Raw genomic sequence first — 14,094 nt, 5'->3', positions numbered from 1 at the left:
GGCGCACCGCATCCGACGAGCCCGCTAGCGAGCCCGCTAGAAGACGTATCCCAGAGACGAGGAACCCTGCCGTGAGCGACGTCCGTAACGTGATCATCATCGGCTCAGGGCCCGCCGGCTACACGGCGGCGCTCTACACCGCGCGCGCGTCGCTGAAGCCGCTGGTGTTCGAGGGCGCCGTCACCGCTGGTGGCGCGCTGATGAACACCACCGAGGTGGAGAACTTCCCCGGCTTCCAGAGCGGCATCATGGGCCCCGAGCTCATGGACAACATGCGCGCGCAGGCCGAGCGCTTCGGCGCCGAGCTGATCCCGGACGACATCGTCTCCGTGGACCTCGCCGGTGAGATCAAGACCGTGACGGACACCGCGGGCACGGTGCACCGCGCCAAGGCCGTCATCGTCGCCACCGGCTCCCAGCACCGCAAGCTGGGTCTGCCCAACGAGGACGCGCTCTCCGGCCGGGGTGTCTCGTGGTGCGCCACCTGTGACGGCTTCTTCTTCCGGGAGCACGACATCGCCGTCATCGGCGGCGGCGACACGGCGATGGAAGAAGCCACCTTCCTCTCCCGGTTCGCCAAGTCGGTCACGATCGTCCACCGTCGGGACACCCTGCGCGCCTCCAAGGCGATGCAGGAGCGCGCCTTCGCCGACCCGAAGATCCGTTTCATCTGGGACAGCGAGGTCGCCGAGGTGCAGGGCGACGCGAAGCTCACCGGCCTGAAGCTGCGCAATGTGAAGACCGGCGAGCTCTCGGACCTGCCTGTCACCGGCCTGTTCATCGCGATCGGCCACGACCCCCGCACCGAGCTCTTCAAGGGCCAGCTCGAGCTCGACGGTGAGGGCTACCTCAAGGTGGCCGCGCCCTCCACCCGTACCAACGTGACCGGCGTCTTCGCCGCCGGCGACGTGGTCGACCACACCTACCGTCAGGCGATCACCGCGGCCGGCACCGGTTGCTCTGCCGCGCTGGACGCCGAGCGGTACCTGGCTTCCCTCTCCGACTCCGAGCAGCAGGCGGAGCCGGAGAAGACCTCCGCCTGATCCCCGTTCCCCCCCCATCCTGTAGTTAGGAGCCCTCAGTGGCTGGCAGCCTGAAGAACGTCACCGACGAGACTTTCGAGGAAGAGGTCCTCAAGAGCGACAAGCCCGTCCTCGTGGACTTCTGGGCCGCCTGGTGCGGCCCGTGCCGCCAGATCGCGCCCTCGCTGGAGGCGATCGCTGCCGAGCACGCCGACAAGATCGAGGTCGTCAAGCTCAACATCGACGAGAACCCGGCGACGGCCGCCAAGTACGGCGTCATGTCGATTCCGACGCTGAACGTCTACCAGGGCGGTGAGGTCGCCAAGACCATCGTCGGCGCCAAGCCGAAGGCGATGATCATGCGTGATCTCGACGAGTTCATCTCCGAGTGAGCGACTCAGCCTGAAAGCCCGAGGGCCATGTTTCACGTGAAACCAGATTTCACGTGAAACATGGGGGGATCCGCACACCCCCGCACGATCGAAGAGGGCCGACCCTGGCAGCAGGGTCGGCCCTCTCGCATTCTCCCGGTCTCCTGTCCGTCACAGAGGGCGGAGGGCCGGTTCCTTCTGCACGGCACCCAGCAGGCGGTCCAAGGCCATCTCGACGTCTTCCTTCCAGGAGAGCGTCGACCGCAATTCGAGACGCAGCCGGGGATAGGTCGGGTGCGAACGGACCGTCTTGAAGCCCACGGCCAGGAGATGGTCTGCGGGAAGCAGGCAGCCGGGTTCCTTCCATCGCGCGTCACCGAAGGCCTCGATCGCCTTGAACCCACGCCGCAGGAGGTCCTTGGCAACCGTCTGGACCAGGACCCGGCCGAGCCCTTGCCCCTGATACTCGGGAAGTACAAAGGCTGTGATCAGCTGCACCGCGTCGGGAGAGACGGGACTGGTGGGAAACGCCGTCGAGCGCGGGACGTACGCCGGTGGGGCGTAGAGCACGAAGCCGGCAGGAACGTCGTCCACATGGATCAGGCGGCCGCACGATCCCCAATCCAGCAGCACCGCGGAGATCCAGGACTCCTTCTCCACCTCTGCGGTGCCCTCCTTGAGCGCTGTCTCCCCACTGAAGGGATCGAGCTCCCAGAAAACGCATCCCCGGCAGCGCTGGGGAAGGTCCTGGAGATTGTCCAGCGTGAGCGGTACCAGCCGACGCCCCATGAACGCTCTTCCTCGCTTCCTGTCGTCCCACCCTCCACCATGAGGCTCCGACGCTCTTCCTTCAAAGCAAAGCGCGGGTCGTGTCCGGAACTCGTCGGACACGACCCGCGCCTGCGGGGTACTGCCTGAGGTGGAGGGCTCGGCTACTCGGCCGTGGCCTCGGCCGGTTCGCCTTCGCCCTCTGCCTCGACCTCGCCCGCGGAGAGCGTCTGGAGCACCGGCGTCGCGTCGGGCGCCAGCGTGGTCAGGATGCGCTCCAGATCCTCCATGGAGGCGAACTCGACCGTGATCTTGCCCTTCGACTTGCCCAGGTCCACCTTGACCCGGGTCTCGAAGCGGTCGGAGAGGCGGGTCGCGAGCTCCGAGAGGGCCGGGGAGACCCGGGAGCCGGCCCGCGGGCCCTTGGCCCGGGCAGGCTTCTCGGGGCTGGTCCCCATCAGAGTGACGATCTCCTCGACGGCACGGACCGAGAGTCCCTCGGCGACGATCCGCCGCGCCAGCCGGTCCTGCTCCTCGGCGTCGTCGATGGAGAGGAGCGCTCGGGCGTGACCGGCCGAGAGTACCCCGGCGGCCACCCGGCGCTGCACCGCAGGGGACAGCTTCAGCAGCCGCAGCGTGTTGGACACCTGCGGCCGGGAGCGGCCGATCCGGTCCGCGAGCTGGTCATGCGTGCACTTGAAGTCCTGCAGGAGCTGGTCGTAGGCGGCGGCCTCTTCCAGCGGGTTCAGCTGAGCACGGTGGAGGTTCTCCAGCAGCGCGTCCAGGAGGAGCTTCTCGTCCTCGGTGGCGCGGACGATGGCCGGGATCGCCTCCAGGCCGGCCTCCCGGCAGGCACGCCAGCGGCGCTCACCCATGATGAGCTCGTAGCGGCCCGATCCGATCTGCCGGACCACCACGGGCTGGAGCAGGCCGACCTCCTTGATGGAGGTGACGAGCTCCGCCAGCGCGTCCTCGTCGAAGACCTCACGAGGCTGGCGCGGGTTGGGAGTGATGGAGTCCAGGGGCAGCTCGGCGAAGTGGGCACCCATTGGGGAAGCCGGGAGATCGGACCCGCCCTGGCTGCTGTCCTCCGCCTCGCGCTGGGCCTGAGGAAGAGACGCCAGCTTGGCCGCCGGCACACCGCGCTCACCCACGCCCCTGGGGACACCCGGGACCGTCTGGGTGGCCGTGCTCGCGGGGGACGCGACGGTCGCCGGACCGCCGACCGTCCTGTCTCCCGTCGGCGCTGCGGGGATCAGTGCGCCAAGCCCGCGGCCCAGCCCTCTGCGTCGTTCACTCACTGGATCCCCTCCACCATGCTCTGTCCGCTCATCATCTGACCGTCCACGCCCTGACCGCCCTGCGGTTGCCCGCTGGGCAGCTGACCCATCGCAGCGCCCGTGTGGGCCTGCGAGCCGTCGTAGTGGATGCCCACACCCCGGAGTGCGATCTCCCGGGCCGCCTCAAGGTAGGAGAGGGCACCACTCGAACCTGGATCGTAGGTCAGAACAGTCTGTCCGTAACTCGGGGCCTCCGAGATGCGGACCGACCGCGGGATGCTCGTCCGCAGCACCTCACTGCCGAAGTGGCTCCGGACCTCTTCAGCCACCTGGGACGCCAGCCGGGTACGGCCGTCGTACATGGTGAGCAGGATGGTGGAGACGTGCAGGTCCGTGTTCAGGTGGCCGCGGATCAGCTCGACGTTCCGCAGGAGCTGCCCCAGGCCTTCCAGGGCGTAGTACTCGCACTGGATCGGAATCAGCACCTCGGCGCCGGCGACCATCGCATTGACGGTCAGCAGGCCCAGTGACGGCGGGCAGTCGATGAGGACGTAGTCCAGCGGCTGCTCGTAGGCCTGGAGGGCGCGCTGCAGGCGGCTCTCACGGGCCACCAGGGAGACCAGTTCGATCTCGGCGCCGGCCAGGTCGATCGTGGCGGGTGCGCAGAACAGGCCCTCCACGTCCGGGACGGGCTGCACCACCTCGGAGAGGGGACGGCTGTCGACCAGGACGTCGTAGATGGACGGGACCTCGGCGTGGTGGTCGATACCCAGTGCCGTCGAGGCGTTGCCCTGGGGATCCAAGTCGACAACCAGGACCCGGTTGCCGTGCAGAGCCAAGGAGGCGGCGACATTGACCGTGGTGGTGGTCTTACCTACGCCGCCCTTCTGGTTGGCGACCACGATGATCCGGGTCTGCTCCGGACGGGGCAGACCTTCCCCGGCGGCACGCCCCATGGCGTCCACCGCCTGCTGGCTGGTGTGTCCCATGGGGGTGTCGTCCATAGGGGGCGGTGTTTCACGTGAAACATCGTCCCCCAACGACTCGGTGCGGGGGCCGGGGACCGGATCGGTCATCGGTCCCGCGATGTTGGCGTCGGACCGCAAGGATTCACTCTCCTCGACTTCAGGCTCTCTCTGTACAGAGCGTCCCATGCCTTCGGGGGTGCGAACCAGTGAGGCCGGTTGTTCTGTGGAGAGATCCGCCTCTGTGGACAACTTGACACCCCTGGACGGTGAACCGCTTGAGGGCTTCCGCAGGGGAGAGGGCTTACGGTCGCGCGGTTCGGCGGCGGCGTGACTGCGGCCAATGATGCCTTGGAGCAGTGAGCGACGTTTCACGTGAAACAACGATGCCGAGGTCGGGGCAAGGGAGCCTTCCGACACTCCGGGCGACAACTACGTGGGTCGCCACAGGAACCGGGGTGGACCATCCAGACCGCCCATGGGAGGACCCTCAGGCTCTCAGGGCTCGCAGGGCTCACCCAGCCTCTCAGCCCTCTGGTCGGCCCTCCCATGGGTCGAGGCTCGTCAGCGGCGACGACGCGAGGGGCGAGCCGGGCGGGCCGCCTTGGCCCGCTTCGCGGCGAACCGGACACCTCCAGGGCTCTCGCCGACCTTCACCTGGACCACCGTTGACAGCGGGTCCACCACACCCTCGCCGACCTGGAGGACGTCCGTCTCCACCGCTCCCAGCTTGCTGAGCGCGGAGGCAGACGCCTTCAGTTCCTCGTCGGCGGTGTCGCCCTTCAGCGCCAGCATCTCGCCGTACGGGCGCAGCAGCGGGATGCCCCAGGTCGCCAGGCGGTCCAGCGGCGCGACGGCCCTGGCGGTGACCACATGGACCGGCGGCAGCTTGCCGAGGACCTCCTCGGCACGCCCACGGACCACTGTCACGTGATGCAGGCCGAGCAGCTCCACCACTTCGGTGAGGAAGGTGGTCCGCCGCAGCAGCGGCTCCAGCAGCGTGATCTTCAGGTCGCCGCGGACCAGGGCCAGGGGGATGCCCGGGAGACCCGCACCCGAGCCCACGTCGCACACGGTCACACCCTCCGGCACGACCTCGGAGAGCACCGCGCAGTTGAGCAGGTGGCGCTCCCACAGCCGGGGCACCTCGCGCGGGCCGATGAGCCCGCGCTGCACACCGGCGTCCGCCAGCAGTTCGGCGTACCGCACCGCATCGTCGAAGCGATCGCCGAACACTTCACGCGCCTGCTCGGGCGCAGGGGGAAGCTCTGCTGCCTCCGTCACGGGGGGACCGTCCTTCCGTACCGCAAAGAGCGCACTGGGCGCTGACCACGAGAACTACCAGGCTGACAAAGTACGGCCCCGTCTGCTCAACAGACGGGGCCGGTGGAACGTACGCGGACCGATCAGGCAGGCAGTACGACCACGAAGCGCTGCGGTTCCTCGCCCTCGGACTCGCTTCGCAGACCCGCGGCCTTGACCGCGTCGTGGACGACCTTGCGCTCGAACGGGGACATGGCCCGCAGCCGCACCGGCTCGCCGGTGCTGCGCGCCTCCGCGGCGGCCTTGGCGCCGATCTCGGAGAGCTCGGCACGCTTGCGCGCCCGGAAGCCGGCGACGTCCAGCATCAGCCGGCTCCGGTCACCGGTCTCCCGGTGCACGGCCAGGCGCGTGAGCTCCTGGAGGGCCTCGAGCACCTCACCGTCACGGCCGACCAGCTTCTGCAGGTCACGACTGCCCGAGTCGCTGATGATCGACACGGACGCCCGGTCCGCCTCGACGTCCATGTCGATGTCACCGTCGAGGTCGGCGATGTCGAGCAGACCTTCCAGGTAGTCGGCCGCGATCTCGCCCTCCTGCTCCAGGCGGGTCAGGGCGTCCGCACCGTCGGCGGCGGAGGGGATGGTGCCTTCCGTCACGGGATGGGCTCCTTCTTACTTCTTGGACGAGGACTTGGAGCGCTGCTGCGGACCCTTGCGACCCGACTGGGCGCGGCTGCGGCCGCCGTTTCCTGGACCGCCGGCCTTGGTGGCACCGCCCTGCGGCTTCTTGCCCTGGGGCTTGGCGCTCTCCGGGTGGTCGGCCTCCGCCGCTTCGGCGTCGGCCTCGGCCTGAGCGTCCTGAGCCGCCTTGACGGCCGCCTGGCGCTGGGCCTTGGTCTGGCGCTTGGGCTGCTGGCGCTTGGCGGTGCCGGTGGGCGTGGCGCCCGAGCCGTCGTGCGCCTGGTCGGCGGCGAGCTTGTCGCTCTTGACCACGCTGCCGTCGGGCTGTGCGGCGAAGCCCAGCTTGTTCAGGCCGTTCACGAACTTCCGCTCGGCCGGGTTGCGGTCACGGCCCTTGGCGACGATGGCCTTGACGATGGCGCGACGGCCACGGCCGCGGATCGTGCCGCTGCGCTCGACCTTCTTGGTCAGGCGCTCGAGGTAGGCCGCCTGAGCCGTGGAACCGGGGGTCGGGTTGTTGTGGATGACGTACATCTGCTGGCCCATGGTCCACACGTTGGTGGTCAGCCAGTAGACGAGGACACCGACCGGGAAGTTGATGCCGAAGACGGCGAAGATGATCGGGAAGACGTACATCAGCATCTTCTGCTGCTGCATGAACGGCGTCTTCACCGTGGTGTCGACGTTCTTCGTCATCAGCTGGCGCTGGGTGAAGAACTGCGACAGCGACATCAGGACGATCATGATCACGGTCACGACGCGGACGTCGGTGACGCTGGCGTTCAGCTGCCCGATGACGTCGGCACTGTCGGTGAACTTGCTCGCCAGCGGAGCGCCGAAGATGTGCGCCTGACGGGCGCTGTCCACGAGGTCCTGGTTCAGGACGCCGATGGTCTTGCCCTGGGCGATGGTGTTCAGGACGTGGTACAGCGCGAAGAAGAAGGGCGACTGCGCCAGGATGGGAAGGCACGAGGAGAGCGGGTTGGTGCCCGACTCCTTGTACAGCTTCATCATCTCTTCGGACTGGCGCTGCTTGTCGTTCTTGTAGCGCTCCTGGATCTTCTTCATCTCGGGCTGCAGCGTCTGCATGGCCCGGGTCGCCTTGATCTGCTTCACGAAGAGCGGGATCAGGCAGATGCGGATCAGGATCACCAGGGACACGATCGAGAGACCCCAGGCCCATCCGCTGGACTGACCGAAAACGGCGCCGTACAGCGAGTGGAACTGGACGATGATCCAGGAAACGGGTGTGGTGATAAAGCTGAAGAAGCTGGCAATCGTGTCCACTAATCATGCTCCTTGGGCATGGGACGGGGTCTCTGCGGCCGGGCTCGGGGAGAGGTCGGGCCGGCTGCCCGTCTCTCCACGCTCCTCGGTGGCGGAATCGGCGGAGGGCCCGCCCTTGCGTGCGCGCCACGAGGCCCGCAGCATCTCGTGCCACCGCGGGCGCTTCCGCGGAGGCACATGGTCCACGCCGCCGAGCGACCACGGGTTGCAGCGCAGGATGCGCCACGCGGTGAGCGCCGATCCCTTGATCGCACCGTGCCGATCGATGGCCTGGTAGCCGTAGTGGGAGCACGACGGGTAGTACTTGCACACCGGCCCGAGCAGCGGACTGATCGTCCACTGGTACAGCTTGATCAGAGCCAACAGCGGGTACTTCATCGGTTGCCCCCTCCCAGCAGCCGCTGGAGGGCGGCGTCCAGGTCTCGGGCCAGTTCTTCGTAGGCCGCACCGCCCGCAGGGGGCAGCGCGCGTACCACTACCAGGCTACCGGGGGGCAGCAGAGCGACCCGCTCGCGCATCAGATGGCGAAGTCTGCGCTTCACCTTGTTGCGCACCACCGCTCCGCCCACGGCTTTGCTCACGACGAAACCCGCACGTGCTGGGGAAGCGCTCTCCCCCTGCGCGTGCGGGTCCGTGGCACCGCTACGAAAGTGGACGACGAGGTGCGGGCGGCCGGCCCGGCGCCCTCGTCGTACAGCGGTCGCGAAGTCCTCGCGCCGCCTCAGCCGGTTGTCGGTGGGCAGCACGACGTCATGACCTGACCGGAATCAGGCGGACAGGCGGGCGCGACCCTTGCTGCGGCGGGTCGCCAGGATCGCGCGGCCGGCACGGGTCCGCATACGCAGCCGGAAGCCGTGGGTCTTCGCGCGACGACGGTTGTTCGGCTGGAAGGTGCGCTTGCTCACTCGGGGGCTCCAGAAATGAATCGGTGGGTGGCGGGTGTCGTCTGGCTGTCACCGTGCGCCCACGAGTAGCTCGCTTACGCCCGAGTGCACCGCTTCTCGACCACTGGTGCGTGATCTTTGCCCATCGGAGGCAGGCGGCAGCAGCCATCGACAACTCGACCTGGTCACGGTACGCGCGGCTGCGCCATCCGGTCAAACCCGACGGTTGTGTGACCCCGGCAGCTTACCCGGTGAACGCTGGTCACGACGGGTCCGGGGGCAGTTCCGCGGCACCTGGCGCGGGGCCCGCTCACCGCTCGATTTCCGGCCCGACGTGGGGCGGCGGCACACTGTCCACAGGCTGGGGACAACGACTTGATGCACAGCCGTCGGCCTGACTACCGTGGGCGGACTCCCGATTCGTTCGGTTCCCCCCGGCCCCTACTGATTCGTTACCCGCCGTCCGCCGGACGGCCGACCCTGATCGTCCCGCGCACCACGCAGACGTGGGACCTGTGAGAGAGCGTGCACTGTGGCTGACGTACCCGCTGATCTTGCCGCAGTGTGGCCTCGGGTGCTGGACGGGCTCCTGGGAGAGGGCCGCGGGCAGGGAGTGGAGCCGAAGGACGAGCGGTGGCTGCGCAGCTGCGTGCCGTTGGCCCTGGTGGCCGACACCGCCCTGCTCGCGGTGCCGAACGAGTTCGCCAAGACGGTGCTGGAGAACCGGCTCGGCCCCCTGGTCAGCGAGACGCTGACCCGTGAGTGCGGGCGCCCGATCCGGATCGCCGTGACGGTGGACACCTCGATGGGTGAGCCGCCGGCGCCTTCCTCGGCCGCGGCCGCCGGGTCGCAGGACGACGCGGAGGGGCCGGCTTCCGCGCCGGAGTCCCGGCAGGAGCCGCTGCCCACGGCGCGTCCCGCCTATCCGGAACACCAGCGCCCCGAGCACCAGCGCTCCGAGCACCAGCGTTCGGAGCACCAGCGCCAGGAGCACCAGCGCCAGGAGCCGGGTGCCTGGCCGCGGCCGGGACAGCAGCAGGACTACGGCTGGCAGCAGCAGCCGCTCGGCTTCCCCGACCGTGACCCGTACGCCTCCCCCTCGTCGCAGGAGTACGGCGGCCAGGACTACGGGGCCCAGGATTACGGCACCCCGGAGTACGGCGGCCAGGACTACGGGCGGCCCCGTCCTGCCTACGGCCGGCCCGCCGAGTACGAGCGCCAGGACTACCCGCGCTCCGAGTACGGCCGCCGGGACCACGACCGCCGCGACTACGACCGGGGCGAGTACGACCGCGGCTCCGCGGACCGCTCCGAGTACGAGCGTCCGGACTACGACCGTGCCGACCGCAAGGAATACGAGCGCAAGGAGTTCGAGCGCAAGGAGTTCGAGCGCCCGGAGTACTCCCGGTCCGACTACGACCGCCCCGCCGAGGCGCGCAACGACCGCGACGCACGGCAGGAGCGCCAGGACCGCGGCGAGTACGAGCGCCCGCCGCGCGGCGACGGCGGTCGGCCCGACTTCGACCGCGGCGGGTACGAGGGCTACCCGTCCGGGCCGTCCTCGGTCTCCTCGATGCCGTCGATGTCCTCCTCCTCGCCCTCGGCCTCCTCGCTCGTCGGCGCCGGCAGCGGTTCCGGCTCCGGCTCCGGCGGCGCGGGGACTCCCGGCGTGGGCGAGCCCGCGGCACGGCTCAATCCCAAGTACCTGTTCGAGACGTTCGTCATCGGCGCCTCGAACCGCTTCGCGCACGCCGCCGCGGTGGCCGTGGCGGAGGCGCCGGCGAAGGCGTACAACCCCCTCTTCATCTATGGGGAGTCGGGGCTGGGCAAGACCCATCTGCTGCACGCCATCGGGCATTACGCGCGTAGCCTCTACCCCGGCACCCGGGTGCGGTACGTGAGCTCCGAGGAGTTCACCAACGAGTTCATCAACTCGATCCGCGACGGCAAGGGCGACAGCTTCCGCAAGCGCTACCGGGAGATGGACATCCTGCTGGTCGACGACATCCAGTTCCTCGCGGACAAGGAGTCGACGCAGGAGGAGTTCTTCCACACCTTCAACACCCTCCACAACGCCAACAAGCAGATCGTGCTCTCCAGCGACCGGCCGCCCAAGCAGCTGGTGACGCTGGAGGACCGACTGCGGAACCGGTTCGAGTGGGGTCTGATCACCGACGTACAGCCGCCGGAGCTGGAGACGCGGATCGCGATCCTCCGGAAGAAGGCGGTGCAGGAGCAGCTCAACGCCCCGCCGGAGGTGCTGGAGTTCATCGCCTCGCGGATCTCGCGGAACATCCGTGAGCTGGAGGGCGCGCTGATCCGGGTGACGGCCTTCGCCTCCCTCAACCGCCAGCCGGTGGACCTGGGGCTGACCGAGATCGTCCTCAAGGACCTGATCCCCGGGGGCGAGGACTCGGCCCCCGAGATCACGGCGTCGGCCATCATGGCGGCCACCGCGGACTACTTCGGGCTGACCGTCGAGGACCTGTGCGGGACCTCCCGGGGCCGTGCGCTCGTGACGGCGCGACAGATCGCCATGTATCTGTGCCGTGAGCTCACCGACCTGTCGCTGCCGAAGATCGGCGCGCAGTTCGGCGGACGCGACCACACCACGGTGATGCACGCCGACCGGAAGATCCGCGCGCTGATGGCGGAGCGGCGCTCCATCTACAACCAGGTCACCGAACTGACCAACCGCATCAAGAACGGCTGACAGGGCCCGCAGCGCCTGCACCGGCTGTACCGGCTGCACAGCACGACCGAAGCGCCCCGGAGACCCCGGGGCGCTTCTCGTTTCCCGCGCCCCGCCCCACGGACCGTCCTCCCGCGGCACCCACGCGATGCGGTGCTCACGCGATGCGGCACCCATGCGATGCGGCTCTCACGGGACGCGGAGCTCGCGGGACGGGTGCCGACGCGGGACGGGTGCCGGCGCGCGGCCGGTGCCTCGCCAGGTCCTCGCCCTCGCCCCGGCTCCGCCTCGCACCGCTCCACCCCGCCGGAGCCCAACGCTCCCAACGCCCCCAACGCCCCCGCCCGGAGGCCCGTCAGCGAGCCGTCGGCGCCCGGCCGGAGGCGGCCGAGGAGGGGAACACCCGCCCAACGTGTTCGAGCCGGACCGGGGTTACGGTCTTCCTCCACAGATTCGGGCACTTTCTGGCGTCCACAGCCTGGGGAGGGCCAAGTTGTCCAGAATGTGTCCACAGGTAACGGCCGTGAAGTCTCATCAGAACAGGTCAGCGCCATGTGGATTCGTGGACGAAGACTGTCCACAACCTGTGGACAGTCTCGATGCCCACAACCCCCGCTTCCGGTTGTCCACCGGCAACCCACAGGATGGGGCCCGTTGTCCCCAGCGAACCGCCGGTTCTCCACACCACTGTCCACTGTTCGGCAACAACGAGGCCCCGATCACTGCTCGGAGTGAAAGGCGTCACACGAGGCTGCTGGAGTGGGGTGTGGGAAACCTGGGAAAAGCTGGGGACGCAGCTGGGGAGAAGTCGCCCCTCCCTGTGCACGGGCTGTGCAGAACTTTCCCCCGTCCACAGAGACCCCGAGTTGTCCACCGGCCACACCCACAGGCCCAGTGGATAAAAAACCGGCGCTGACCTGGGAAAACGGGGTTATCCACGGTATCCACAGCCCCTACTACTACTCCCAACCTGAGAGAGCCGGGAATTCGTTTCGAAGTGGGTCCTGTGCACAACTCGGCTCCGGCCGCTCGAGCGGCCTCCGGTCCGACTTGACCCGAGGGGCAACAGCTGTCAGCGGGATGCGTCAGACTGGTCCCCGGTGGTTCTCCCCTCCCGGGGAGCGAGCTACACCACCGACGAAGGCCAGCAGGGCGAGGGACGCCGGCAACAGCAGGAGGCGGCAACGGTGAAGATCCGGGTGGAACGCGACGTACTCGCGGAGGCGGTGGCCTGGGCTGCGCGCAGCCTGCCCGCCCGTCCGCCGGCCCCGGTCCTCGCGGGCCTGCTGCTGAAGGCCGAGGACGGGCAGCTGAGCCTCTCCAGCTTCGACTACGAGGTCTCGGCCCGTGTCTCCGTCGAGGCCGAGGTCGAGGAGGAGGGCACGGTGCTCGTCTCCGGCCGCCTCCTGGCCGACATCTGCCGCGCCCTCCCCAACCGCCCGGTGGAGATCTCCACCGACGGCGTGCGGGCCACCGTGGTCTGCGGCTCCTCCCGCTTCACGCTCCACACACTGCCTGTGGAGGAGTACCCGGCGCTCCCGCAGATGCCGAACGCCACCGGCACGGTCCCCGGCGACGTCTTCGCCGCTGCCGCCGCCCAGGTCGCGATCGCCGCGGGCCGCGACGACACCCTCCCGGTGCTCACCGGTGTGCGCATCGAGATCGAGGGCGACACGGTCACCCTGGCCTCCACCGACCGCTACCGCTTCGCGGTCCGCGAGTTCCTGTGGAAGCCGGAGAACCCGGACGCCTCCGCGGTCGCCCTGGTCCCCGCCAAGACGCTGCTGGACACCGCCAAGGCGCTGACCAGCGGTGACAACGTCATCCTGGCGCTCTCCGGCTCCGGCAAGGGCGAGGGCCTGATCGGTTTCGAGGGCGCCGGCCGCCGCACCACCACGCGGCTGCTGGAGGGCGACCTCCCGAAGTACCGGACGCTCTTCCCGACCGAGTTCAACAGCGTGGCCACCATCGAGACCGCGCCGTTCGTCGAGGCCGTCAAGCGCGTGGCCCTGGTCGCCGAGCGGAACACCCCGGTGCGGCTCTCCTTCGAGCAGGGCGTGCTGATCCTCGAAGCCGGATCCAGCGACGACGCACAGGCTGTGGAAAGGGTCGACGCCAACCTGGACGGCGACGACATCTCCATCGCCTTCAACCCGACCTTCCTGCTGGACGGCCTGAGCGCCATCGACTCCCCGGTGGCCCAGCTGTCCTTCACCACGTCCACCAAGCCGGCGCTGCTCAGCGGCAAGCCGTCCGTGGACGCGGAGGCCGACGAGGCCTACAAGTACCTGATCATGCCGGTCCGCCTCAGCGGCTGACCTGCTGTCTCTCCGCGGTGCAGGGCGTCCGTCCCGCGCACCGCGGAGCCGTTTTCCGGACGGGTCCGCCCTGCGCGGGCCCTCTCCGGACGGGTGTCGCCGCGTACGGCGAGGCCCGCACCGGTCGAAGCACTAGGTCAAGGGGCCGCCCATCGGGTGGCGGTGCGGAGCCGGGTTTACGCTCGGACGTGGGTGCCCACCAGCATCCACACCCCACCTCGCAACCAAAGGGAACAACTGATGGAGCTCGGTCTCGTCGGCCTCGGCAAGATGGGCGGCAACATGCGCGAGCGGATCCGCCGCGCGGGCCACACCGTCGTGGGATACGACCGCAACCCGGACGTCTCGGACGTCCACAGCCTGCGTGAGCTTGTGGACAGCCTGCAGGCCCCTCGGGTGGTGTGGGTGATGGTCCCGGCCGGCGCCGCGACCCAGTCCACCGTCGACGAGCTGGCCGAGCTCCTCGAGCCCGGTGACGTGGTGGTGGACGGCGGCAACTCGCGCTGGACGGACGACGAGAAGCACGCCGCGGAGCTGGCCGAGAAGGGCATCGGCTTCGTGGAC

General features: G+C 69.1%; 14 protein-coding genes. 5 read left to right on the top strand and 9 right to left on the bottom strand.

The genetic code is table 11. The features are described from left to right. Nucleotides 1–71: 71 nt before the first annotated feature. Together trxB and trxA are read left to right on the top strand one after the other, a co-directional pair. On the top strand, nt 72–1,043 hold the full coding sequence (gene trxB, locus ABZ836_RS21660; protein ID WP_361144494.1) for a thioredoxin-disulfide reductase: 972 nt from the start codon (nt 72–74) through the stop codon (nt 1,041–1,043). A 38-nt stretch (nt 1,044–1,081) separates the two neighbouring features. Further along, on the top strand, nt 1,082–1,414 hold the full coding sequence (gene trxA, locus ABZ836_RS21655; RefSeq protein WP_356132603.1) for a thioredoxin: 333 nt from the start codon (nt 1,082–1,084) through the stop codon (nt 1,412–1,414). A gap of 150 nt (nt 1,415–1,564) precedes the next feature. Here the strand turns inward: trxA and ABZ836_RS21650 are convergent, their stop codons facing one another. From ABZ836_RS21650 to rpmH, 9 genes are all read right to left on the bottom strand, one after another. Beyond that, on the bottom strand, nt 1,565–2,182 hold the full coding sequence (locus ABZ836_RS21650; RefSeq protein ID WP_356132605.1) for a GNAT family N-acetyltransferase: 618 nt from the start codon (nt 2,180–2,182) through the stop codon (nt 1,565–1,567). Between the two features lie 143 nt (nt 2,183–2,325). After that, nucleotides 2,326–3,462 (bottom strand): ParB/RepB/Spo0J family partition protein, encoded by a 1,137-nt coding sequence (locus tag ABZ836_RS21645; protein ID WP_356132607.1) that lies wholly within the window; start codon nt 3,460–3,462, stop codon nt 2,326–2,328. Further along, nucleotides 3,459–4,595, bottom strand: coding sequence for a ParA family protein (locus ABZ836_RS21640; protein WP_361144489.1), 1,137 nt, complete (start codon nt 4,593–4,595; stop codon nt 3,459–3,461). The genes ABZ836_RS21645 and ABZ836_RS21640 overlap by 4 nt, the downstream gene beginning before the upstream one ends. A gap of 375 nt (nt 4,596–4,970) precedes the next feature. Then, nucleotides 4,971–5,690, bottom strand: a complete 720-nt coding sequence (gene rsmG / locus ABZ836_RS21635; RefSeq protein WP_356132611.1) for a 16S rRNA (guanine(527)-N(7))-methyltransferase RsmG — start codon at nt 5,688–5,690, stop codon at nt 4,971–4,973. Between the two features lie 122 nt (nt 5,691–5,812). After that, on the bottom strand, nt 5,813–6,325 hold the full coding sequence (locus ABZ836_RS21630; protein WP_356132613.1) for a R3H domain-containing nucleic acid-binding protein: 513 nt from the start codon (nt 6,323–6,325) through the stop codon (nt 5,813–5,815). 15 nt (nt 6,326–6,340) lie between these two features. Further along, a complete protein-coding gene (yidC, locus tag ABZ836_RS21625) occupies nt 6,341–7,636 on the bottom strand; it encodes a membrane protein insertase YidC (RefSeq protein WP_361144485.1) in 1,296 nt (431 codons plus the stop codon). 3 nt (nt 7,637–7,639) lie between these two features. Beyond that, entirely contained in the window at nt 7,640–8,014 is a 375-nt protein-coding gene (gene yidD, locus ABZ836_RS21620; RefSeq protein WP_356132617.1) for a membrane protein insertion efficiency factor YidD, read from the bottom strand. After that, the gene (gene rnpA, locus ABZ836_RS21615) at nt 8,011–8,382 is read right to left on the bottom strand and encodes a ribonuclease P protein component (protein ID WP_356132619.1); all 372 of its coding nucleotides are present in this window, start codon (nt 8,380–8,382) and stop codon (nt 8,011–8,013) included. The genes yidD and rnpA overlap by 4 nt, the downstream gene beginning before the upstream one ends. A 21-nt stretch (nt 8,383–8,403) precedes the next feature. Further along, a complete protein-coding gene (rpmH, locus tag ABZ836_RS21610; protein WP_003975051.1) occupies nt 8,404–8,541 on the bottom strand; it encodes a 50S ribosomal protein L34 in 138 nt (45 codons plus the stop codon). A 511-nt stretch (nt 8,542–9,052) separates the two neighbouring features. Between rpmH and dnaA the strand changes: the two genes are divergently transcribed. From dnaA to ABZ836_RS21595, 3 genes are all read left to right on the top strand, one after another. Beyond that, on the top strand, nt 9,053–11,233 hold the full coding sequence (dnaA, locus tag ABZ836_RS21605) for a chromosomal replication initiator protein DnaA (RefSeq protein ID WP_361144482.1): 2,181 nt from the start codon (nt 9,053–9,055) through the stop codon (nt 11,231–11,233). A gap of 1,166 nt (nt 11,234–12,399) precedes the next feature. After that, complete coding sequence (dnaN, locus tag ABZ836_RS21600; RefSeq protein ID WP_361144675.1) at nt 12,400–13,530, top strand: DNA polymerase III subunit beta; 1,131 nt, start codon at nt 12,400–12,402, stop codon at nt 13,528–13,530. 93 nt (nt 13,531–13,623) lie between these two features. Further along, nucleotides 13,624–14,094: NAD(P)-binding domain-containing protein (locus tag ABZ836_RS21595; RefSeq protein ID WP_361144479.1), on the top strand; the 471-nt coding region annotated here is incomplete at its 3' end.

This window comes from Streptomyces sp. NPDC047130 (genome assembly GCF_040643475.1).
GTDB lineage: Bacteria > Actinomycetota > Actinomycetes > Streptomycetales > Streptomycetaceae > Streptomyces.
Note: the sequence above shows the minus strand (reverse complement) of the source record. Positions and strands in the feature narration are given on the sequence as shown.